The sequence below is a fragment of the Sphaerisporangium sp. NPDC005288 genome (assembly GCF_040607475.1).
In the GTDB taxonomy this organism is placed as follows: Bacteria; Actinomycetota; Actinomycetes; order Streptosporangiales; family Streptosporangiaceae; genus Sphaerisporangium; species Sphaerisporangium rhizosphaerae.
This window is the reverse complement of record NZ_JBEXGT010000002.1, coordinates 173,707-196,173: the sequence shown is the minus strand read 5'-3', so window position 1 is coordinate 196,173 and position 22,467 is coordinate 173,707. Positions and strand designations below refer to the sequence as shown.

At 71.9% G+C, this 22,467-nt stretch carries 15 protein-coding genes and 1 tRNA gene; 12 read left to right on the top strand and 4 right to left on the bottom strand.

Annotation, left to right across the window (positions count from 1 at the left end):
• The first annotated feature begins 35 nt into the window (after positions 1–35).
• Positions 36–3,497: a BTAD domain-containing putative transcriptional regulator gene (locus ABZU32_RS02810; RefSeq protein WP_354916233.1), complete on the top strand. Its 3,462-nt coding sequence runs from the start codon at positions 36–38 to the stop codon at positions 3,495–3,497.
• Between the two features lie 182 nt (positions 3,498–3,679).
• Here ABZU32_RS02810 and ABZU32_RS02805 read toward each other — a convergent pair whose 3' ends face one another.
• Positions 3,680–5,113, bottom strand: a complete 1,434-nt coding sequence (locus ABZU32_RS02805; protein ID WP_354916231.1) for an endo-1,4-beta-xylanase — start codon at positions 5,111–5,113, stop codon at positions 3,680–3,682.
• Between the two features lie 548 nt (positions 5,114–5,661).
• On the opposite strand from ABZU32_RS02805, the gene ABZU32_RS02800 reads away from it, so the two are divergent.
• From ABZU32_RS02800 to ABZU32_RS02760, 9 genes are all read left to right on the top strand, one after another.
• Positions 5,662–6,549, top strand: a complete 888-nt coding sequence (locus ABZU32_RS02800; protein WP_354916228.1) for an LLM class flavin-dependent oxidoreductase — start codon at positions 5,662–5,664, stop codon at positions 6,547–6,549.
• The gene (locus ABZU32_RS02795; protein ID WP_354916225.1) at positions 6,549–7,115 is read left to right on the top strand and encodes a hypothetical protein; all 567 of its coding nucleotides are present in this window, start codon (positions 6,549–6,551) and stop codon (positions 7,113–7,115) included. The genes ABZU32_RS02800 and ABZU32_RS02795 overlap by 1 nt, the downstream gene beginning before the upstream one ends.
• Complete coding sequence (locus ABZU32_RS02790) at positions 7,105–7,941, top strand: hypothetical protein (RefSeq protein ID WP_354916222.1); 837 nt, start codon at positions 7,105–7,107, stop codon at positions 7,939–7,941. The genes ABZU32_RS02795 and ABZU32_RS02790 overlap by 11 nt, the downstream gene beginning before the upstream one ends.
• Positions 7,938–8,828: a hypothetical protein gene (locus ABZU32_RS02785; protein WP_354916219.1), complete on the top strand. Its 891-nt coding sequence runs from the start codon at positions 7,938–7,940 to the stop codon at positions 8,826–8,828. The genes ABZU32_RS02790 and ABZU32_RS02785 overlap by 4 nt, the downstream gene beginning before the upstream one ends.
• A complete protein-coding gene (locus ABZU32_RS02780; protein WP_354916216.1) occupies positions 8,828–9,535 on the top strand; it encodes a hypothetical protein in 708 nt (235 codons plus the stop codon). Before ABZU32_RS02785 ends, ABZU32_RS02780 begins: the two co-directional genes overlap by 1 nt.
• Positions 9,532–10,341, top strand: coding sequence for a hypothetical protein (locus tag ABZU32_RS02775; RefSeq protein WP_354916213.1), 810 nt, complete (start codon positions 9,532–9,534; stop codon positions 10,339–10,341). Before ABZU32_RS02780 ends, ABZU32_RS02775 begins: the two co-directional genes overlap by 4 nt.
• A gap of 15 nt (positions 10,342–10,356) precedes the next feature.
• Complete coding sequence (locus ABZU32_RS02770; protein ID WP_354916210.1) at positions 10,357–11,817, top strand: hypothetical protein; 1,461 nt, start codon at positions 10,357–10,359, stop codon at positions 11,815–11,817.
• A gap of 403 nt (positions 11,818–12,220) precedes the next feature.
• Positions 12,221–13,435, top strand: a complete 1,215-nt coding sequence (locus ABZU32_RS02765) for a YbfB/YjiJ family MFS transporter (RefSeq protein WP_354916207.1) — start codon at positions 12,221–12,223, stop codon at positions 13,433–13,435.
• A 118-nt stretch (positions 13,436–13,553) separates the two neighbouring features.
• Positions 13,554–14,555, top strand: coding sequence for a GlxA family transcriptional regulator (locus tag ABZU32_RS02760; protein ID WP_354916204.1), 1,002 nt, complete (start codon positions 13,554–13,556; stop codon positions 14,553–14,555).
• Positions 14,556–14,936: 381 nt separating this feature from the next.
• Here the strand turns inward: ABZU32_RS02760 and ABZU32_RS02755 are convergent.
• Both ABZU32_RS02755 and ABZU32_RS02750 read right to left on the bottom strand, forming a co-directional pair.
• Positions 14,937–15,008 (bottom strand) — tRNA-Arg (locus ABZU32_RS02755).
• Between the two features lie 637 nt (positions 15,009–15,645).
• Entirely contained in the window at positions 15,646–16,512 is an 867-nt protein-coding gene (locus ABZU32_RS02750) for an NlpC/P60 family protein (protein WP_354916201.1), read from the bottom strand.
• A gap of 814 nt (positions 16,513–17,326) precedes the next feature.
• On the opposite strand from ABZU32_RS02750, the gene ABZU32_RS02745 reads away from it, so the two are divergent.
• Positions 17,327–17,725: a response regulator gene (locus ABZU32_RS02745; protein ID WP_354836616.1), complete on the top strand. Its 399-nt coding sequence runs from the start codon at positions 17,327–17,329 to the stop codon at positions 17,723–17,725.
• A gap of 298 nt (positions 17,726–18,023) precedes the next feature.
• Here the strand turns inward: ABZU32_RS02745 and ABZU32_RS02740 are convergent, their stop codons facing one another.
• Positions 18,024–20,999 (bottom strand): AAA family ATPase, encoded by a 2,976-nt coding sequence (locus ABZU32_RS02740; protein WP_354916198.1) that lies wholly within the window; start codon positions 20,997–20,999, stop codon positions 18,024–18,026.
• Between the two features lie 226 nt (positions 21,000–21,225).
• On the opposite strand from ABZU32_RS02740, the gene ABZU32_RS02735 reads away from it, so the two are divergent.
• Positions 21,226–22,083, top strand: a complete 858-nt coding sequence (locus tag ABZU32_RS02735) for a PHP domain-containing protein (protein WP_354916195.1) — start codon at positions 21,226–21,228, stop codon at positions 22,081–22,083.
• Positions 22,084–22,467: the final 384 nt, after the last annotated feature.

The window sequence follows — 22,467 nt, the reverse complement described above, 5'->3', positions numbered from 1 at the left end:
GTGGGGTGGGTCCGGGGCGCGTTATCGTGAAGGCCATGCGTTTCGGGGTCCTCGGACCGGTGGCGGTGTGGACCGGTGACGGCGTCCCCGTCACGGTGCCCGGCCTGAAGGTCCGCGCCCTGCTGGCGGCGTTGCTGATGTACGAAGGACGGCCGGTGTCCGCCGATCGGCTCGTCGAGCACCTGTGGGGCGACCGGCCGCCGGGCAACCCGTCCGGCACGTTGTCGGCCAAGGTCTCCCAGCTGCGCCGAGCGCTGGAGGACGCCGAGCCGGGCGGCCGCGACCTGGTCGTGTCACCTCCGCCCGGATATGTGCTGCGGGCGGAGGCCGCCGCGGTCGACGCCCGGCGGTTCGCGGCGATGACGGCCCAGGCGCGCGAGACCGGCGACCCGCGGGCCAGGGCCGGCCTGCTGTCCGGCGCCCTGGCGCTGTGGCGGGGGCCGGCGTTCGCCGACTTCGCCGACGAGCCGTTCCTCCAGGCGAGCGTCGCCACGCTGGAGGAGCGACGGCTCACCGCGCTGGAGGACCTCGCCGAGACGCGGCTGGCGCTCGGCCTGCACGCCGTGGTCGCCGACGACCTCGGCGACCACGTGGCCCGCCACCCGCTACGGGAACGGCCGCGCGCCCTGCACATGCTCGCCCTGTACCGGGACGGACGGCAGGCCGAGGCGCTGGAGAGCTACGAGCGCCTGCGAACCCACCTGGCGGAGGAACTGGGGCTGGACCCCGGCCGCGAGATCGCCGCCCTCCACCGGTCGATCCTTTCTCAGGACCCGGCGCTGACCGTCCCTCTGGACGCGGCGGCCCGATTCGCCTACCCCGGCATGTCCGGACCGGCGCCAGACGGCCACGCGGGAGGCGACGGCTCGGGAAGGCTCGGACCGGCGAGGGACGGCCACGCGGGCGACGACCCGGCCGGCGCGGGGGCGGTGGCGCGGCCGAGGTCGAACCTGCCCACGGCGATCGCCGGGCTCATCGGCCGCGAGGACGCGGTGGCCGAGGTGCGCGCGTCACTCCAGCACGCCAGGCTGGTCACGCTGACCGGCTCCGGCGGGGTGGGCAAGACCCGGCTGGCGATGGAGGCCGCCGCCCCGCTGGCCGAGTCCTGTCCCGACGGAGCCTGGCTCGCCGAGCTGGGCGCGTTCGACCGGGCCGGAGCCCGCGACGCGCTGGAGTCGCTCACCGACATGGTGATGGCCGTCCTGGACGTCCGCGACGTCGCCGGGCCCCGCGAGCCAGCCGGGCCGGTCGAGCGGCTGGCCCGCGCGATTCGCACCCGCCGCATGCTCCTGGTGCTCGACAACTGCGAGCATGTGATCGAGGAGGCGGCCGAGCTGGCGGCCTCACTGCTGCGCGCCGCGCCGGGGCTGCGCGTGCTGGCAACCAGCCGTGAGCCCCTGGGCCTGGCCGGTGAGGTGGTGTGGCCCGTCCCGCCGCTCGAGGTCCCCGGCCCGGCCGGGCGCGCCGACCCGGCGACGCTGGAGCACTTCAGCGCGGTCCGCCTGTTCGTGGACCGGGCGGGCGCCGCGGCGCGCGGGTTCACGCTGACCCCCGAGAACGCCGAGGCCGTCGCGCTGCTGTGCCGGCGGCTGGACGGCATCCCGCTCGCCCTTGAGCTGGCGGCCACGCGAGTGCGGGCGCTCGGGATCCGCGGCCTGGTCGCGGGGCTGGACGACCGGTTCCGGCTGCTGGCGACCGGGCACCGCGGCGCGCCGCCGCGCCAGCAGACGCTCATGGCCATGATCGACTGGAGCTGGCAGCTCCTCACCCCGGCCGAGCGCACGGTCCTGCGCCGCCTGGCCGTCCACGCGGACGGCTGCACCTTGGAGGCCGCCCACGCCGTCCGCGCGGGGGACGACGACACCGGCGAGGTGCTGGCGCGGCTGGTGGACCGCTCGCTCGTCGTGATGACCGACCGGGGGGACGACGCCCCGCGCTACCGCCTGCTGGAGTCGGTGGCCGCCTACTGCGCCGACCGCATGGACGAGGCGGCCGAGTCGCGGCGGATGGCCGGGCGGCACCGCCGGTACTACACCGCTCTGGCCGAGAGCGCCGAACCGCACCTGTACGGCCCCGAGCAGGGACGGTGGCTGCGGCGCCTGGACGCCGAGGCCGCCAACCTGCGCGCCGCGCTCGACAACGCGCTGTGCGAAGGCGACGCGGGCGTGGCACTGCGCCTGGTCAACGCGCTGACCTGGTACTGGTTCCTGCGCGGCCGCCTGGACGAGGCCCGCCGCTCCCTCCGGGCGGCGCTGGCCGCGACCGCCGAGTCGCCGCCGGCGCCGACAGCGGCCGACTCACGCGCGCTGTCGGGAGCGTCCGGCGAACCGGCCGCGACGATGCCGGGGACGGCGGGTGCCGGGGGGCTGCGAGGCGCTCGGGCGCGGGCGACGGCCTGGCACACCGGGATCTCGTTCCTGCTGGGCGACATCGCGGACTGGCCGGCCCGCCACGAGGAGGCGCTGCGCGCCTACGACGGCGTGGACGACCCAGGGGCACGAGCCAGGGCCGAGTGGTTTCTCGCGTTCGCCGAGATCGACCTCGGCGACGTGGCCGCCACGGGCGCCTCGATCGCCCGGGCCCTGGACGCCTTCGAGGCCGGCGGGGACGCGTGGGGCGTGGCGGCGGCGCTCGGCCTGCGGGCCAAGCACGCGCATGTGCGAGGAGACACGGCCGCGCTGGAACGGGACGGCGCCCGCAGCGCGGCGCTGTTTCGCGAGCTCGGCGACCGGTGGGGCCTGCTGCAGGCCACCGAGTGGCTGGGCGCGCACGCGGGCCTCACCGGCGACCACGAACGGGCCAACCACCTGCACCTGGAGGGGCTGCGCATCGCCTCCGACCTCGGGCTCTGGACCGACGTCTCCGGCCGCCTGTCCTGGCTCGGCTGGATCGCGATGCAGTGCGGCGACCACCCGGCGGCGCGCGCCTACTGCGAGGAAGGGCTGGAGCTGGCCACCGAGCAGGCGTCTCCTCTGGGCGCGGTGTTCGCCGAGATGGGCCTCGCCTTCGCCGCACGCAGGCAGGGCGATCTGGACGTCGCCGAGGCGCACCTGCGCAACCTCGCCGGCGCCGCCGACCGGCAGGGCACCGGGCCGGGACGACCGCTGTACGCGCCGAGCGTGCTCGTCGAACTGGGCTACGTCGCCGAGCTGCGCGGGGACGCGGACGCGGCACTCGCCAGGCATGGGGAGGCGTTCACGATCGCGATGGACCTGGGCGCCTCCGGGGACATCGCGCTGGCGCTGGCCGGCATGGCGGGCGCGTGCGCGCTCGGCGGACGCCCCGCTCTCGCCGCTCGACTGCTCGGCGCGGCGGCGGCCGTCCGGGAGTCGGCGAGCCTGACCGTCACGCCCGCGGAGGAGGGCGACGCCCAGCGCGCCACCGGCATGGCGCGGGCCGCGCTCGGCGATGGCCTGTTCACCGACCTGTTCGCCCAGGGTCGCACGCTCAGCCCCGGGCAGGCCCGCGCCCTCGTCGGCACCGCCACCGTCGCCTGAGTCCGTGGGACGGGTGAGCCGCGCACAATGAGTTCGGGCCGGGTGGTGTCTCCACCACCCGGCCCGAACCCGGCGGAACCGGCCCGGCCGGTCCGCCGGCCGCTGCTCTGTCATGGCCGCCACGCCGTGGCGCTCCCGAGTCCGGCCGGTGCGGACACCGGCCGGACCCACCTACCTGCCGGTCAGGGGCTGGTGCAGGTGGCGGTGGGGGTGGCCGCGGAGCCGTTGGCGGTGAAGCCGAAGGTCGTGGACCCGTTCGCCGGGATGGACCCGTTGTAAGCGGCGTTCTTCACCGACACGTTGGAGCCGGAGACGGTGGGTGTTCCGCTCCACACGCTGCTGAAGCTCTGCCCGCTCGGCCAGGTCCACTGCACGGTCCACCCGTTGACCGCCGAGGAGCCCGCGGTGACCGTCACCGTCGTCTGGAAGCCGCCCGGCCAGCTGCTGACCGTGCTCAACGTCGCCGAGCACGCCCCGGTGCCCGGCGTGGGCGTCGGGGTCGGGGTCGGGGTCGGAGTGGGGTTCGGGGTGGGAGTCACCGTGGGAGTGGGGGTCGGCGTGGGGGTGGGGTTGGGAGTGGCCGAGTTGAGGGCGTTGAGGACCGAGGTGTAGGCGGCCTTCTTGTTGCCACTTGTGTCGAACAGCAGGGGGCTGGTGTTGGCGCCGAGCCAGGAGTCGCTGTCGCGTACGCCCCACACGGTGATGCCGACACATCGCGACACCGCAAGGCAGTCGTTGGTCACCGACTGGTAGGTCTGCGCGGAACCGCCCTGGATGTCCAGCTCGGTGATCGCCACGTCCACGCCGAGGGCGGCGAAGCTGGAGATGGTGGTGCGGTAGTTGGAGTTGTAGGCGCTCTGGCTGTTGAAGTGCGACTGCAGGCCCACACAGTCGATCGGCACGCCGCGCGACTTGAAGTCCTTGACCATGTTGTAGACGCCCTGCGTCTTCGCCCACGACCAGTTGTCGATGTTGTAGTCGTTGTAGCAGAGCTTGGCGGCCGGGTCGGCGGCCCGCGCGGTGCGGAAGGCGACCTCGATCCAGTCGTTGCCGGTGCGCTGGAGGTTGGAGTCGCGGCGGCCGCCGTTGTTGTCGTCGAAGGCCTCGTTGACGACGTCCCAGTAGGCGATCTTGCCCTTGTAGTGGCCCATCACGCCGTTGATGTGGTTGATCATGGCGTTGCGCAGGTTGCTGCCCGACATGGACTGCATCCAGCCGGGCTGCTGGTTGTGCCAGGCGAGGGTGTGGCCGCGTACTCGCTTGCCGTTCTGGACGGCCCAGTTGTAGACCCGGTCACCGGCGCTGAAGTTGAACTGGTTCTGGTTGGGCTCGGTGGCGTCGATCTTCATCTCGTTCTCGGCCGTCACCATGTTGAACTCACGGTTCGCGATGGTGGTGTACTGCGAGTCGCCCAACTTGCCCGAGCTGATGGCCGTACCGAAGTACCGCCCGCTCTGCGCGGCCGCCGCACCCAGCGTGCTCTCGGCGGCGCCGGCGGTACCCGGCGCGATCAGCACGGTGGTCAGACCGATGACGCCCAGAGCGCCGGCGATCAGGGCGCGGCGTGCGCCGCGTGGCCGCCGACGTCCATCTGAGGGGGTGGCGTTTGTGCTCATGCCTGAGCCTCCACAACTGAGTCACGGAACAGCGGAATCGCGCGACGTCCTGTGGGATCGACGCCACCCCATAACCGGGAACGCACACCACGAGGACGTCGGAGACGGGCGTTCTCCGCCGCCGGACCATCAGCAGGCAGGGAGCGACCACCTCGGGGACTCAGTGTGGAAACGCCTCCGAAATGTGTCAAGGCCATCATGAAACTTTCGAGAAACCCCTGACTTAAGTGCTTCCTTCTACACACCCCGGCACCCGATACGGCCTGCGGAAACTCCTCGAACCCGCGCCGAATCACGCACGAAACTTCGACCTGAAATTTTCAGCTCGTCCCTCCATGTGACGCCACGCTCGAATTCGAGGCCGGCCGATCCTGGACGTAACGCGCCGGCCGTCACCGCTGCGGCGATCGGAGGTCCGCGACCATTCGGACCGGCCCGCGGCCATTCCCGGCGGCCGCTTTCCGGCATATAGTGACGCTTGGTTCGGGGGTGTTCACGTCGTGCGGTCGTGAATGCGAGGGGCGTTGAAGATCGGCCTTGTCCTGCCAGTGGCGGAGTACCCGTGGAAGCAGCCGTCCTACGTCGAGATCCGTGATCTCGCCCTGCGGGCGGAGGACTCCGGGTTCGACTCGGTCTGGGTCTACGATCACCTGCTCTTCCGCGAGCCCGGCCTGCCCACCGAGGGCATCTGGGAGGCCTGGACGGTGCTGGCGGCGCTGGCCGAGGCCACCGAACGGGTCGAGCTGGGCACCCTCGTGCTGTGCACGGCCTTCCGCAACCCGGCGGTGCTGGCGAAGATGGCCGTCACCCTGGACGAGGTCAGCGGGGGGCGGCTGATCCTCGGCCTCGGCTGCGGCTGGCACCAGCCGGAGTTCGACGCCTTCGGCATCCCCTTCGACCACCGGGTGGACCGGTTCGAGGAGGCGCTCGGAATCATCCTGCCGCTGCTCCGCACCGGCGAACTGGACCGGTACGAGGGGCGGCACCACTGGGTCCGCGGCGGGGAGCTGCGGCCACGCGGGCCGCGGCCGGGCGGTCCTCCCGTCCTGGTGGCCGCCCGGGGTCCTCGCATGCTGCGCCTGGCCGCCGAGCACGCCGACCTGTGGAACGGCTGCTGGTTCGGCCCGCCGGAGACCGCCGGTGAGGCGCTGTCCCGGCTCAAAGAGGCATCGGCGGAGGTGGGCCGCGCCCCCGGCACGCTGGGCGTCACCCTCGGCGTCAACATCTCCGTGGGCGAGCCCGGGCCGCAGGACCATCCCGTGCTGGCCGGGTCGCCCGAGCAGGTGGCCGAGGGCCTGCTGGCGTACCGCGACCTCGGCGTGGACCACCTGGTCTGCAACCTCAACCCGCACGACAGGGCGTCCCAGCGACGGCTGGCGACGGCGTTGCGCGGCTATCACGATCGACTCGAATCAAGGACGGGGAGAACGGGCTGATGGCATGGACGGTGGACGAGTCGCGGGTGATGCCGTTCCTGGCGGCGTCCGAACGAAGGGACGTCACCGCGGCGCTGTGGCGGCTGCCCGCGGGCGGGCGCGCCTTCCCGGAACCCGCCGGTTCCGTGCCGCCTCTCGCCCGGCCGGGCGTCGCCAAGTTCAAGGACTTCAAGGACAGCAAAGACTCCAAGGACAGCAAGGACTCGAAAGACTCCAAGGACTATAAGGACAGCAAAGACTCGAAGGACGGAAAGGACAGCAAGGAGAACAAGGACTACAAGGATCTGAAGGACTACAAGGACAGCAAAGACCTGAAGGACTGGAAGGACACCAAAGACGGCAAGGACACCAAGGACTGGAAGGACGGCAAGGACGGCCGGGACTGGCCCACGCCCACCGGCGGACCGAAGGCGTACGCGCCGCCGCCCGGGCGATCCCCGGCGGGCCCGGAGGCGGGGATGACGACGTCCCCCGCGTCACCGTCCGGCGAACAGGACGAGACCATCGCGGCGCTCCGCGCGTCCCGGTTCAACCGGTTCCTGAGGAGGAACGGCCTTGTCATCTGAGCCCGCGCCATCCGGGACCGCCGACCCAGAACTGATCATCGTCGCCGACCCCGAAGACGAGGTCGCGATCGAGGTGGCGGAATTCGTCACCGAGAGCGGGCATAAGGCACGCGTCCTGGACGTGTTCGACGCGGCCCAGATGTTCACCGTCTCGGTCCGCGACGGTGTGGCCACCGTGACGCCCGAATGCCCCATGCTCCTGCGCCTCCCCCCTCCCCCGCCGCTCCGCGTCAGCTTCGACGCGGAGTTCCAGTACGGCGAGTGCCTGGCCCAGCTGTGGGGGGTGGCCGCGCTCACCCCCGCCCCGGTGATCAACCGCCCCACCCCGCAGGGGCTCGGCAGCCGCGTCTCGGTCTCGGCCGCCCTGACCGAGCTCCGCGCGGGGGTCTCCGGCGGCTCCGTGGAGGTCTTCGCGGGGGCACCGCCCGCGCCTGCGCCTCCACCGGCGGGCGAGGACGCGGAGGCCACCTGGTGGGTGCGGGACGAGGGCACCGGGGCCACCGCGCCGTGGACCAACGCGATGACGGCCGAGGGCCCGTTCCGGGCACGGTGGTCGGACGCCGATCCGGTCTTCGAAGGCGTCGTGGTGCTGGGCGGGAACGCCTGGCGGTGCACCACCGCCGACCTGGACGATCTGGACCTGACCGAGCGCAGCATCGGCATCGTCGCCCGGCTCGGCCTCGACCTGGCCGCGGTGACCTGGCGGCTCGCCCCCGACCTGGCGTCCGCCCGGCTGGTGAACGTGGAGCCGTTCCCCGCCCTGGAGCAGCTCCGCATGGTCTGGCTGGGACTCGGCCCTCATCTGGTGAAAGCGCTGTTCCCATGATCTACGCCATCGGCGTCGGCGGCGACGCCACGTTCACCCACTTCGTGGCCGAGGCCGAGCGGGCCGGTGCGCCCGTCGTGGCGATCGACCTGCGGGAGGTGGTGGCCGAACGGGGCTGGCGGCTGGCCATCCCCGACGACGGCCACAGCGTCCTGCCGACCCCGAGCGGGAGGCACGAACTCGACCCGCGCGCGTCCTACTTCTGCCGGCTGATCGACCTGGCCGCTCTCCAGGACGACCCCCGTCACGCCGTGGCCTGGCAGAGCCTGGTGACCGGCCTGACGGCCTGGCTCGACCACATCCCCGGCCTGGTGGTGAACCGGGCGGGGTCCGACAACGGCGCCAAGCCCCTGCACGAGTGGTCCATCGCACAGGCGGGCTTCGCCGTGCCCGAGAGCCTGACCAGCTCCGACGGGGCCCGTCTCGGCGCGTTCGCCGCGGCGGGACCGACGATCGTCAAGGCCGTGTCCGGAGTGCGGGCGACGAGCAGGCTCGTCGGCCCGGGCGACTTCGCCGGGTTCGACTCCCGGCAGGGGCCCGTGCACGTGCAGCGTTACGTCACCGGCGCCGACGTACGGGCGCACGTCGTGGGCGACCGCGTGCACGCCGAGCGGATCATCTCTCCCGTCGTGGACTACCGCGCGGCTCCCGCCGGGGAGGTCGGCTTCAGCCTGTGCGAACTGCCCGGCCCGCTGGCCGACCGGATGACCGCGTGCACCCGCGACTTCGGGCTGGCGTTCGCCGGGTGGGACCTCAAGGTGGCCGACGACGGCACCCACTGGTGTCTGGAGGTCAATCCGATGCCCGGATACGACTGGTACGACCGCAGGCTGGGCGGCGCCGTGACCAGGTCGCTGCTGACCCTGCTGGAAGAGGGGGCCGCATAGTGGAATCGGTCCCGGTCCTGACCGGCGAGCAGAGCGCCGCCGTCCGCGACACCGTGCACGACCTGCGAGATCACTGGCTGCCCCGGGGACCCGAGCCCACCGCGTTCTTCACCCTGGGGCCGCCCAGCTACCTCGACCTGGCCCAGGACCCGCGGGCGGGAGAGTACCGGGCGCGGGCACGGGCCGCGCGGCCGGTGCTGTGGGAGCGGTTCGGCTGGCTGTACGAGCGCCTGGCCGAAGTGCTGGGCGAGCATCTCGGGTCGCCGGTGTGCTACCCCGAGGACCTGGCACTGCCCGGCTTCCACGTCTGGCTGGCCGCGGCGGTGTTCACCAAACCCCGGGCGCCGATCCACTTCGACCTGCAGTACCGGGCCTTCGACTGGCCCCCGGGCACCGACCTCGAACGGCTGCTGTCGTTCACGCTGCCGATCCGGCTGCCCGTCGCCGGCGGCGGGCTGAACGTGTGGGACGCGACCTACGAGCAGTTCCAGCTCGCACGGCGGCGGGGCTGGGTCGAGGGCGCCACCGATCTGCTGCGGTTCCACACCCGCACCTACGTCCCGTACACGGTGGGCACGATGGCCGTGCACTCGGGCCACATCCTGCACCAGGTCGCCCCCGTCGGCCAGGTGGAACCCGACGACGAGCGGCTCACCCTGCAGGGACACGGGGTGTGGTGCGACGGCCGCTGGCTGCTGTACTGGTGACCATGCTGGGCCGGGCGCGCATCGAGAGCTTCGTGGAGCGGGGCCTGTGCGTCCTTCCGGGCGCGTTCACGGCGCGGCAGGCGGCCGCCGCCCGCGACCGGGTCTGGCGGCGGATGGCGGAGAAGGCCGGCATCCTGCGCGACGACCCCGCCACGTGGCCGCCCGGGTACGACATCGAAGAGCGCCTGGACACGCCCGAGGTGCTCGCCTGCTTCACCGGCCAGGTGGCGGCGGCCGTCGAAGAACTGCTCGGCCCCGGACGCTGGCGCGGCGAGCGGAGCTGGGGTTTCTGGCCGGTCAACTTCGCGCACGGCGCCGACCGGCCGTACGGCGTACCCCCGTACGGGTGGCACGTGGACGGCAACTGGTTCCGCCACACGATCGACGCGCCCCGGCAGGGACTGCTGCTGATCGGCCTGTTCTCCGACATCGAGCCGCGCGGCGGCGGCACCATCGTGTCCGAGGGCTCCCACCGCCGCGCCGCGAGAGTGCTCGCCGCCCACCCCGAGGGCATGACCCACCTGGAGCTGTTCGACGCGGTGCTGGCCGAGCCGATCGGCAACTTCCGCGAGATCACCGGTTCGGCCGGCGACGTCGTCCTCGGTCATCCCTTGCTGTTCCACACCCGCGGCTACAAGCACACCGGCCCACCCCGCTTCATCAGCAACACCGAGACCGGTCTGCGCGAACCTCTCCGCCTCGACCGGGCGGACGGCTCGCCGTACTCGATCCTGGAACAGTCGATCCGCGCGGCCCTGACCGGCCCTCCTCCCGTGTTCACCGATCCCCTGCACTGCCGGTTCTGACAGAAGGAAGAGACGGTGCACCCGAACGACCTGCGCACGGACGCGGAGCGACGGCTCTGGAAGGCGTTCCCGGAGGGGGAACGGCTCGATCTCGGCACGATCGACCCCACGGCCGAGGGGTTCGACCCGGACGAGTTCACCCCCGACCGGCGGATTCGCGCGGAGGTCATCAGCGCCCTGCTGCTCGAAGGCCGCGGCGCCGAGCGCGGCGGCCCGGCCAGGCTCGCTGTTCGCGGCGCCCATATCACCGGCGCGCTCGACCTCAACGGCGGCGAGATCGCCGCGGAGATCATCCTGCGGCGCTGCTGGTTCGACGAGCCGATCGACATGGAGGACGCGCGCATTCGCCGGCTGTTCGTCTCCGCCTGCCGGATTCCCTCGCTTGACGCCAACCGCCTTCGGACCGACGGACCGCTGGGGCTGAACTCATGCCGCCTCGGCGCGATACGGCTGGCCGGCGCTCACATCGGCGGCACCCTCGATCTGGGCGGCAGCAACATCACCGTTCACGACCGGCCGGCGCTCTCCGCCGCCGGCATGGTCGTCGAACTCAACATGTTCTGCGAGAACGGATTCACGACCTCTGGCGAGGTGAAGCTCCCCGGGGCGCACATCCACGGGCAGATCTCCTTCAACGGCGCCACCATCCGCAACCCCGGCGGGGCCGCGCTCAGCGGTCAACGGCTGACGGTCGATCAGGACCTGTTCTTCCGCGGCGGGTTCACCGCCCAGGGCGGAATCCGTCTGCAGGGCGCGCAGATCTCGGGCACGGCCGACTTCACCGGCGCCGAACTCGCCAACCCCGGCGGGCGGGCGGTGACGTGCGAGCGCGCCCGGATCGACACACTGGTCCTGCTCTCGACGATCACCGGCGAGGTCAACCTCACCAACGCGCGGCTGAGCACCCTGAGCACGCTGCTGGACACCCCGACGCGCCTCAACGGCCTGGTCTACGACGACCTCGACCCGGATCCCGAGCCGCCGGTCGCGGAGAGGATCGCCTGGCTGCGGCGCAGTCCACAGCGGTACCACCCTCAGCCGTACGAGCAGCTCGCGCGGTACTACCGCGGCCTCGGACACGACCGGGACGCGCGCATCGTGCTGCTCGCCAAGAACCGGGACCGTCGTCGCCGGCTGGTCTGGCCCCGCAGGACCATCGGCTGGCTCTACGACGCCATAGCGGGGTACGGCTACGTGCCGCTGCGCGCTCTCTGCTGGCTCATCGCGGCATGGGCCACCGGGACCGCGGTCTTCATCTTCCAGGCGGTGCCGATCCCGAGTACCGACCATGTGGTGAACGCCGCGCTCTTCAGCCTCGACGTCCTGTTGCCGAGCTCTCCATTCGGCCTGGAGGAGCATTTCTCCCCCCACGGCCCCGGCCTGGCCATGTCCATCGCCCTGAAGGCACTCGGCTGGGCCCTGTCCATCGCCGTCCTGCCGACCATCACCCGCACCCTCAGCCGCCAGAACACCTGAGGTCCCCGCCCCGCTCCCCCGCGAAGGCCCATGCCGACACCCCCATGACCGGCGGGGTATCCGGTGCCTACGCCAACGCACGATCGACGGACAGGTGCGGCCGGTCCTCGCGCTCAAAAGTGCCTGCATGTCCCCCCAGGCCCGCTCGTCCAGCTCACCACTCGCATCGCGGTCGGTCCACGTGGATACCCGCTCTCGTCGGGGGCCCGCGGGCGTTCTTCGCACCTCCGGTGAGGGCCTGGTCCACGTCGGCCGTTCCGCTGGGGCCGATGGCCTGATCCGAGGGACGGATGGCCGGATCGACGGCCATGGGTGGTGCTCTCCGGCGCCTTGAGGCATCGATGGCCTCGAAACCGACCGGAAGGACGATCACCATGTGGCTCACGCGCGGCCGAGGCCGTACATGACCGCGGTCACCTCTTCGCCCCAGGATCAGCGCGCGGGCGTCGCCCGGCAGGTGCTGATCGCGCTCGGCCTGGCCACCGGGCCGGTGGTCGCGCTCGGCTTCACCCGCTTCGCCTACGCCCTGCTGCTGCCTTCCATGCACCACACCCTCGGGTGGACCTACGCGCAGGCCGGCGGCATGAACACCGCCAACGCCGCCGGGTACATCCTGGGCGCCGCGTCCGCCGTCCATTGGGCGCGCAGGCTCGGCGACCGCGCCGCGTTCCTGTGGAGCCTGGCCCTCAGCGCGCTCGCACTGCTCGCCACCGCCGCGTGGGCGGATTTCTCCGCGCTGCTGGCGTTGCGGTTCGTCGGAGGGCTGGCCACGGCCGTCACCTTCGTCATCGGCTCGGCGCTGGTCTCCCGCGTCGCCGCGGGCGCCCCGCGACGCCGCTCCGCACTGCCGGTCGCGGTGTACATGGCGGGCGTCGGCGTGGGGGTGGTCATCTCCGGGCTCGTCGTGCCCGCCGCGCTGTCGGCCGGCGACGACGGCTGGCGGCTGGGCTGGCTGCTCATGGGCGCCGCCGCCGTGGTCGCGCTGCTGCCCGCCTGGCTCGGCGCGAGGCGCGTCCCCGACTCCGCCGGCACGCAAGCCGCCGTCCTGGCCCGTCACCAGTTGCGCCGCCTCGGCCCGACCTTCGCGTGGTACGTCCTGTTCGGCGCCGGATATGTCAGCTACATGACCTTCGTGATCGCGTTGCTGAGGACTCAGGGGCTCGGCGCCTCGATGACCGCGCTGTTCTTCGTCGTGCTCGGGCTCTCCTCGGCGGTCACCACGCTGGTCGTCTGGAGCCGCCTGGCCGGACGGCTGCGCGGCGGCCGGGCGACGGCACTCGTCGCGGCGTTGGTGTTCGCGGGCGTACTGCCCGTGCTGCTCATGACGCCCGGCCCGTTCTCGGCCCTGCTGTCGGCGGTGGTCTTCGGCGCCGGGTTCATGGCGGGACCGACCGCGGCCACCCTCATCGCCCGGCGCATGCTGCCGCCGACCGGCTGGACGGCGGGCATCGCCCTGCTGACGGTCGCCTTCTCCGTCGGGCAGGCCGCGGGCCCGCTGGCATCGGGCCTGCTGTCCGACGGAGACGGCGGCATCGCGCGGGGGTTGTGGCTGTCGGCGGGCCTGCTGGTCATCGCGGCGCTCACCGCGCTCTTCCAGCGCGAGCACGCCGCGTCCTGATACGGAGGAACCATGTTCGGCGACACACCCGTCACGATCGGCGGCTCCGCTGGTGGGGCACGAGACCACGCACACCGCGGTGCCGCGGGTCGTCCGAGGCGGGGAGCAGACTGAAGCCATGGCCACGCCGCACGAGCATGAGGGACGCACCGTGGTCGTCGTCGTGTACGACGGCGTCCGCCTGCTGGACGTGACCGGGCCGCTGGAGGTGTTCACCATGGCCGTCGAGCACGGCGCCGGCTACCGGCCGCTCATCGCCTCACTCGGCGGACGGGACATCAGGACCAGCGGAGGCATCCGGCTGGGCGTCGACGTGGCCCTTGAAGAGCTCGGCGACGGCGGGCACATCCTGCTCGTGCCGGGCAGCCCCGACGTGGACGCGGCATCCGCCGACCGGCCGCTGCTGGACCAGGTGCGGCGGCTGTCCGGCCGCGCCCGGCACACCGCCTCGGTCTGCGCCGGCGCGTTCGTCCTGGCCGCCACCGGGCTGCTGGACGGCCGCCGCGCGGCCACGCACTGGGAGCTGGCCGAGCGGCTCGCCGGGGCGTACCCGGGCATCGAGGTGGACCGGGACGCGATCTTCGTCCGGGACGGCGACATCGTCACCTCGGCGGGGGTGAGCTCGGGCATCGACCTGGCGCTCGGGCTGGTTGAGCAGGACTACGGCGCCGACCTCGCCCGCACCGTCGCCAAGCACCTGGTCGTGTTCATGCAGCGGCCCGGCGGCCAGTCGCAGTTCAGCGTCCGCCTGCTCGCCGGCGGCGAGCGGTGCGCGCCGCTGCGCCCGGTGCTGGACGCCGTGGCCGTCGACCCGGCCAGCGACCACGGCCTGGCCTCCATGGCCGCGCGCGCCGGACTCAGCGTGCGGCAGCTCACCCGCCTGTTCCGGCAGGAGACCGGGCTCAGCCCGGCCCGGTACGTCGAGCTGGCCCGCCTGGAGAGCGCCCGCAACATGCTGGAGACCAGTGACAGGCCGCTCGACGTCGTGGCCCGCCGCATCGGGTTCGGCTCTCCGGAGACGATGCGGCGGGCGTTCGTCCGCGAACTGGGCGTGCCGCCCACGGCCTACCGTGCCCGCTTCCGCACCACCCGCGCACCGGCCCCGCGCACCGGCTCCTGATCCACCCCGCCTGCTCGCCCCGCATCTCTGTGCCGTGCCCCACCGGTCGGCTGCCCCCGCACCCTGTGTCGTGACCTGGCCGGCCGGTCACTCCGCACCCCCGTTCGTGATCCATGCCCCTGATCGCCTCGGGCTATCGAGATGGACCAGGCATGTACGACAAGAGAGGACGATCGGTATTGACCACACATGCACAACACCAAGGACCGAGCGTTGACTCATCCCCACACGGAGATCACTACGGAAGCACGCGTGTGGTCCACAACTGGTCCACAACCAGCGGCGTCAATGAGAACGGGCGGGACTCCGTGAGACTGGAGACCCGCCCGTTGCCGTGCTGTTCGCCCTGCTCAGCGGATGGATCCGCTGGTCAAGATCGTGTGCCCCCTGCAAGATTCGAACTTGCGCTCCCGGCTCCGGAGGCCGGTGCTCTATCCCCTGAGCTAAGGGGGCTCAACGAGTGGTAAGGCTACCAGCATCTGGCGGTCTTCCGTTACTCAGAAACCCGCTCCAGCCGAACCATGCCCCGCGACCAGCCCCGCGAAGCCACCGAGAAGGCCCCACCCCGACGGCGCCGCCCCAGGGCGGAAAATCGAAACCGTCTCGCTCCTAGTCTTGTCCCGCCAGCCGCCTGCCTCGCCGCTGGGCCCTGGAGAGAGCGGGAGGTCCAACCCGTCCCGCCGCCGAGCTTGTGCCAGCAGCCGCCCCACCTCGCCGCTCGGGCCCTGGAGCGGACGGGAAGTCCAAACCGTCCCGCCGCCGAGCTTGTGGCTTGTCCTGGCAGTCGCCTGTCTCGTCGTGGGGCTACTGGAGGTGACTGGGGCTGCTGTGACCAGGTGAACCGCTCGGCTGTCGGTCTCGCTGTGGCGGGTGCCCCGGTCCGTCGTGGGAGCTCCGGGTGGCTTGGGCCTGGTTGTGACCTCGCGAATCGTCGTGGTGTGCCGGATCGGCGGGGTCGGCCTGTGCTGCTCGGGGCTTGGAGACGGTTTTCGCGTGGGTGGCGTGGATCGTGGCAGTGGGTCTGCCGGGCCACCGTGCTGGGACCGGGGTGGATCGCCTGGTGCGACATCGTGGGTGCGGACGAAAGGACTTACTTGCCGGGGCGGATGGCGCCTCGGTAGCGCGCCCGGTAGTAGGCCGAGTGGGCGAAGTCGACGGTGCGCACGACGTCACCGGACTTCGGGGCGTGGACCATCATTCCGTTCTTGAGGTAGATGCCGACATGAGTGGGGTCTCCGGCGCCTCCTCCGAAGAACACCAGGTCACCCTCCTTGAGCCGGGAGAGGGGGATCCTGCTGCCTCTGGTGAACTGGCTGCCCGTGTAGTGAGGCAGGGAGACCCCGGCCCGGGACCAGGCGTACAGCGCCAGACCCGAGCAGTCGAACCCGCCCTTCGTGGCCCCGTTCCGTGACCCTCCTCCCCAGACGTACGGGGTGCCGATCTTCTTGACGGCCGCTCGCGCGGCGATGGCCCCGGCAGTGACCTGCCGCGAGCGGGACGCCGACCGATCGCCGGCAGGACGGCGGGAGGTGGGGACCGGCCGGCCGGCCGTCGGCGCGGCACCGCCTGGGCGCTGGGAGCGGGCCGCCCCGCCTGGGCGCTGGGAACGGGCTGCTCCGGCCGCGTCGTCTGGCGTCGATCTGGGGAACGCCGGGTCGGGGGCCTCCCGATGCCGGCGTCCGCCGCCGTCAGGCGCCGACCGAGACCGGTCTCGGTCGGGCACACGGGGAGAGCGTCGGTACACGGGAAGACTTCGCGCTGGACGATCGGCGCCGGGCGGCTGACCGGACTCGGCGGCCTCGGGTGAACCGGCGTGCGGGCCACGGCGGTCGACGAGCGCCGGCTGGTGGATGCGCAGCAGAAGGCCTCCGTCGGTGCGGGCGCCGACCTGCTGCCGCGCGAGGTGCCCCTCGCCCGGCGTGTTCATGTCGATCTCTTCCGGCAGGAGGTCACGCACCGGCCAGGTCCACAGCCGAGCGGCCGGTGTGCCGTAGGGGTCGATCTGGCGGTGAGGCGGCCACGGGCGGTCATGGAGCGACGACCGGGCTACAGGAAGGCCTCCCGGGCTCTCGCCGACGCATGCCGTGAGAACGCGGGACGATCGACGGGCAGGTGGGGCCGTGAGGTGGTGGAGAGTGGGCAGCCGGCGGATCTGCGTGCATCGGGTCAGCGGGGGGCGGGGAGCGGCCGAAGCGACGAGGGGAAGTGCCGTCCCCGTGATGAGGACGGTGGTGACGAGCATCGTGATCACGGTGCCCTCCTTGGGCTCGATGGCGAATCAAGCCCAAGGGTGATTTTCGAGAGCTGCCGGCCGTTGGGCCGAACGGCGTTCTGTGGACGAAGGGCGATGGCCACTCAGCGGTGAATGCGACTGACGTAGCCAATGAGCTGCGGCGATTCAGCACGGCGGGGGCTTTGGAGCGTCAGGCTGTGGACAAGCGGCATGGGGAATCGGTTCATGAGAGGTGGGTCGGCGATGCCGGCGGGTTCCCTTCCGGCGTGGCATCGCTGCGGAAGAGGCGGGGAGGAGGCGGCGTCGATGTGAGGTCACGGGCTTCGGAACGAGGGGCGCGACGGCCCGGAGAGCGTGGGTCGTCGCGAGGGATGAGCGGTTCGTCTCGGGAGGTGAGCGGTTGGTCCGGGCGTTGCGTGGCCGGGGTGAGCGTTCTGCCCTGCCTGTCGGGGAAGGGCGGTGTCTGATCGCGTGGCCGTGGGGGTTGAGTTGGGGGAAAAGGTCGCGGGGAGGGCTTTCAGGGGTTAGCCTCGCGGCCGTGGAAGAGGTTCTGGGACGCGTGTTGGTCGTGGACGACGACGAGGTCATCCGGCAGCTCATCGCCGTGAATCTCAGCCTGGAGGGGTTCCAGGTGGAGACGGCGACGGACGGGCAGGACTGCCTTGATCGCGTGGCGTCCGTCCAACCCGATGTGATCACGCTGGACGTGATGATGCCGCGCCTGGACGGCTGGATGACCGCCACCAAGCTGCGTGCCGACGAGAGCCTGCGCCACATCAAGATCATGATGATCACGGCCAGGGCCCAGGAAGAGGACAAGAAGCGCGGCCTCGGCATCGGGGTGGACGCCTACCTCACCAAGCCGTTCGACCCGGCGGAGCTGATCCAGATCGTCCGCGACCTGGTCCTCACTCCTTCGGAGAGCGGTCCTTCATGAAGGACCCCGAGACAGCACCGTTCCCAGGGTGACCGTCGCCTGAGGATCGTCCGAAGGGGAACGTCTCAATGGGGCGCCCTCTCTCGGAATCATGCCCGGCAGCCGCGTTCCGGCGGCCCCTTACCGCCGCCGGCACCGTCTCCCGGAGCATTCTTCCGTGTCTTCCGGAGCATTCTCCTGTGAGCGTTCCCTCCGAGGCACCGCTTGCGGGAGTGCCGCTTGCGGGAGTGCCGCTTGCGCATCCTGGAGTAGGGCTGGAACCGCGCCGACCGGACATTGGGCGAGGCGAGTGGCGCCCTCAGGGGAGCAGGCCGCGCTGGTGGGCGTAGGCGGCGGCCTGGGTGCGGGAGGAGACGCCCAGCTTGGCGAGGATGTTCGAGACGTGCACGCTCACGGTCTTGTGCGTGATGAAGAGCCGCTCGGCGATCTCGCGGTTGGACAGGCCGGCGGCGACCAGGGCGAGAACCTCCTGCTCACGGCCGGTCAGGGAGACCGCGGGACCGCCGTGGTCGGCCGGCGGTGCGGCCAGGGCGGCGGAAGACGAGGGCGATGACGTCGCCGTCGAAGACGCGGCGTCCGTGGTGTCCTGCTTGGACGGGGAAGGGAAGCGGGCCCTGCGGCCGAGGTCGGTGAGCGCACGGTGGAGCGGCGCGGCGCCGAGCGCGGCGGCCGTGTCGACGGCCTGCCGCCACTGCGCGTACGCCTCGTCGCGGTCCGCCGTGGCGAGCAGGGCCTCGGCGAGGCGCCAGCGCGCGCGTGCGACCTCGTAGACCGACCCGAAGTCGAAGGCGTCCACGACCGCCCGCCAGGCCGCGGGATCGGCGTCGCCGCCGGCTCGCCGCCGTTCGGCCTCGGCCTTGGCCAGCCATGCCCGGCCTTCGACCCCCATGGCGCCCCGGGTGCCCGAGCCGGGCCCGAGGGTCGCCGCCTGGTGGGCGCGCCGCAGCAGGTCGTCGGCCTTCGCCTGGTCGTCGGCGCGTGGCGGGTGCTGCCCGAGCTCGGCCAGCGCCCACAGGCCGGTGGCGCAGACGCGGATCATGCCGGGGTCGAAGGGCTCGAGCACCGCGATCACCGCGTCGATGTGCTCCATGGCGGAGCGCGGGTCGCCGTTCCACAGCGCGTGCTCGGCGGCCAGAGTCCGGGAGATGTAGCTGACCAGCGGGTCGCGCCAGAACGGCCTGAGCCAGACCATGCGTTCCTCGACGATCGGGTCGCCGCGCGCGACCTCCACAAACAGCGCGTACCCCGACAACCATGCCTCGGGAAGCCTGCCCACCCGCGCCGCGAACCCCGCGGCCAGCTCACCCGCCTGCTCCCACTCTCCGGCCGTGTAGTGGATGAGCAGCCGCAGGAAGCGCAGGTCGGTGCCGTAGTTGCTCCAGGTCAGGCCGGTCTCGCGGGCCAGGTCGACGCCGCGGTCGGCGGTGGCGGCGGCATCGGCGAGGTTACCGCGGTCGTACTGCACCCTGGCGAGGCTGAAGATGGCACGCAGGTCGATGGAGAGATTGCCGGAGGGCACGCCCGCGGCCGCGGTGGTCAGCACGTCCTCGGCCCGCTGCCGGTCGCCGCCGATGTCGGCGACGACGGCCAGGGTGATCAACGCGCTGGCCTCGGCGTCGCGCACGCCCGACGCGCGCGCGGCTTCGAGCGCGCGGCCGGCGAGCTGCTCGACCTCGCCGTGCTGGGGACTCCAGACCAGGGCACGCGCGTACGTCGCCAGGGATCTGGCCAGCAGAGCGGCCCGGCAGTTCTTGACCTGACGCCGTTCGGCCTGGTCGTCCGCCGGACCGTGGTCATCTTCCTCGTCCGCGGCCTCGGTGGCCAGGTGGACGGCGGTCTTGGCGGCTTCGACGGCGCCGGCGTCGTCCCCTGCGTCGATCAGGTAGTACGCGAGCCGCTCCCAGATCTCGGCCGTCGGCCGCTCGACGGCCAGGACCTCCCGTATCTGGGCGACGGCCCGGTGGGTGGCTCCGCTCTCTTCGGCCGCGGCGGCGGACAGCAGCGCCAGCCGCACGCGGTCGATGCCCGCCACCTGCTCGGCGTCGGGGACGCGCTGCCACAGCGCGAGAGCCCGATCGTAGTGGTCGTGGGCCTCGACGGGCGCGCCCAGCCGGTCGGCTCGCCGTCCGGCCGCCACGGACGCGGCCAGGGCGCCGGGCAGATCGTGACCGGCCAGGTAGTGGTAGGCGAGCTCGGCCGGCGAGTCGAGCAGACGGGTGAAGCGGCTGTGCAGCCGCGCGCGCTCTCCGGGGAGCAGATCGGTGTAGACGGCCTCCTGGAGCAGGGCGTGGCGGAACGCGTAGCCGTAGTCGCCGTCGGGGAGCATCAGCCCTCGGGAGGCGATCTCGCGGATGGCCTCCTCCAGCTCGATGTCCTGCAGGCCGGAGACCTTCTGCAGCAGGTCGTGGTCGATGCGCCGGCCGGCGACCGCGGCGGCCCGCAGCACGCTCTGCGCGGGCTCCGACAGCCGTTCGACGCGCGCGAGCAGCAGGTTGGCCACGTTGTACGGCAGGCCCTCGGCGGCGAGCAGTTCTTCGGCGTAGAAGGGGTTGCCCTCGGCGCGCGTGATGATGTCGCCGATCGCCCTGGCGTCGGCGCCGCCGAGGGCCACCAGGTGGTCGGACAGCGCGTCGGCGTCCAGCGGGCCGAGGCGCACCGCGGTGACCGACGGGAGGCGCTGCAGCTCGGCCAGCAGGGGGCGGAGCGGGTGGCGCCGGTGCAGGTCATCGGTGCGGTAGGTGCCGAGCAGGCACACCCGCTCGTGCTGCAACATGCGGCTGAGGAAGACCAGCAGGTCACGGGTGGACCGGTCGGCCCAGTGGAGGTCTTCGAGCACGAAGAGGACCGGCCTTCCGGCCGCGGCCTCGGCGAGGAAGTCGAGCGTCGAGCCGAAGAGCTGCTGCTGGGTGAGCCCCGAACCGGCCGCGGGCTGGGAGTCGAGCCAGGCGCCGGGCGTCAGCCTGCGCAGCATCGGACGCGCCTCGATGGCCTGCGCCAGGCCGGAGTCGCCGGCCGCGCCGCGAAGGGCATCGGCGAGGGGGAGGTAGGGCAGGGCGTCACCCAGCTCGGCGCACTGGCCGGTCAGCACGGCGAAACCCTGGGCCCGGGCCAGGGCGACGAGCTCGGCGACCAGGCGGCTCTTGCCGATGCCGGCGTCGCCGCTGACGACGGCCACCCCCGCGTGCCCCGAGGCGGCGGCGTCGAGCACCCCGACGAGGCGACCGAGCTCACTCGACCGCCCCACAAGAGCGCTGCCCGCCTCCCGCCACACCACGTTGGGGAGTATCGCACGCCCGCCCGACAGAACCCGGAATCGCCGCAGAGCCGCCACAACCCGCCCATGCCCTGCCTTCCCCTCTGTCCCTTCCAAGTGATGTTGTCGAAGCGGACACGCATGACCCGTAGTCCGACATGTTGATGCGGACAGGTTCGGGTGGAGTCGTTCAGGTCTTGTTGTCGGTGAACTGACCGGCGTGTCCTCCCCTTCAAGGCCACTTCCCGTGATCGTCCACTACGGTGCTTTTGTGATGTTGCCTGTAGACAGTCACGTGCACAGCGAGTGGTCCTGGGACGCCCCGAATGCCTCGATGGAGAACGCTTGCGCGCGGGCGGTGGAGCTTGGGCTCCCGGCGATCGCCTTCACCGAACACCTTGACCACACGTCGTTGAACATCGGTTCCGCGGATGACGCTCATCTGCTGTCGCTGAGCTCGCCGGAGGGGGTGTTGAGTCCTCCGGCGTTCGATGTGGACGGGTATCTGGACTCGATCGAGCGGTGTCGCGAGCGCTTTTCCGGGCTACGGATCCTGAGTGGGCTGGAGGTCGGGGAGCCACACTGGCACGCCGAGGCCGTGGCGAAGGTACTCGCGGCCGGGCGGTTCGACAGGATCCTGGGCTCTCTGCACTGCCTGCCCGACGGCGACGGGTTCGCGGAACCGTGGGGGCTGTACGACCACCGGATTGCGGCCGAGGTCATCCGGGAGTACCTGGCCGAGGTTGCCGGACTGGCGGCAGGGAGCGATGTGTTCTCCGTGCTTGCCCACATCGACTACCCAGTGCGGTCCTGGCCTACGGAGGCTGGGCCTTTCGATCCGCTGGCCTTCGAGGAGGAGTTCCGGCATGCGCTGCGGGCGACCGCCTCGTCGGGGCGGGCCCTGGAGATCAACACGAGGTTGCCGCTGTCACCGGTGATCCTGCGATGGTGGCACCAGGAAGGCGGACCGGCGGTCAGCTTCGGCAGCGACGCCCACGACCCATCCCTCGTAGCTCACGAGTTCCGAGAGGCGGCAGACATGGCAGAGGCGCACGGATTCCGCCCTGGGCAGGACCCGTACGATTTCTGGGCGCGTGTGGACTGACGGTAAGTGTCTGGAATCTCAAACACAGCGTCGGCAGCCCCGTGGCGTCGTCAGGTCTGTTGTCGGTGAACCGGCTTGGGGTGCGTTGGCTTTTCCAGATATCGACGGCCGACACCTCAAGCTGAACACCGACACGAGCACCGACAACAACGCGGACACCGACAGCTTTATCTGCAACCGACGCCCTCCGCGACCTCGGCCGGCCGTGGCAGCAGGCGACCGAGGTCGCGGACCTCCCGTCGAAGCACCCCGGACCTGGACTGAGGTGAGTGCCGGTGATCGGACCCGTCGTTCGGCGACGGTGCCGCTCGTCGTCAAGCAGGCTTTGGACTGAGAGGAAGGGATGGTTATGGACCACTTCTGCTGGTCCGGTGGAGGTTAGGG

Excerpts from the sequence above, each read along its gene's own strand:
- ABZU32_RS02810 (WP_354916233.1), top strand. The coding sequence starts at position 36 with ATGCGTTTCGGGGTCCTCGGACCGGTGGCGGTGTGGACCGGTGACGGC.
- ABZU32_RS02805 (WP_354916231.1), bottom strand. The coding sequence starts at position 5,113 with ATGAGCACAAACGCCACCCCCTCAGATGGACGTCGGCGGCCACGCGGC.
- ABZU32_RS02795 (WP_354916225.1), top strand. The coding sequence starts at position 6,549 with ATGGCATGGACGGTGGACGAGTCGCGGGTGATGCCGTTCCTGGCGGCG.
- ABZU32_RS02785 (WP_354916219.1), top strand. The coding sequence starts at position 7,938 with ATGATCTACGCCATCGGCGTCGGCGGCGACGCCACGTTCACCCACTTC.
- ABZU32_RS02765 (WP_354916207.1), top strand. The coding sequence starts at position 12,221 with ATGACCGCGGTCACCTCTTCGCCCCAGGATCAGCGCGCGGGCGTCGCC.
- ABZU32_RS02760 (WP_354916204.1), top strand. The coding sequence starts at position 13,554 with ATGGCCACGCCGCACGAGCATGAGGGACGCACCGTGGTCGTCGTCGTG.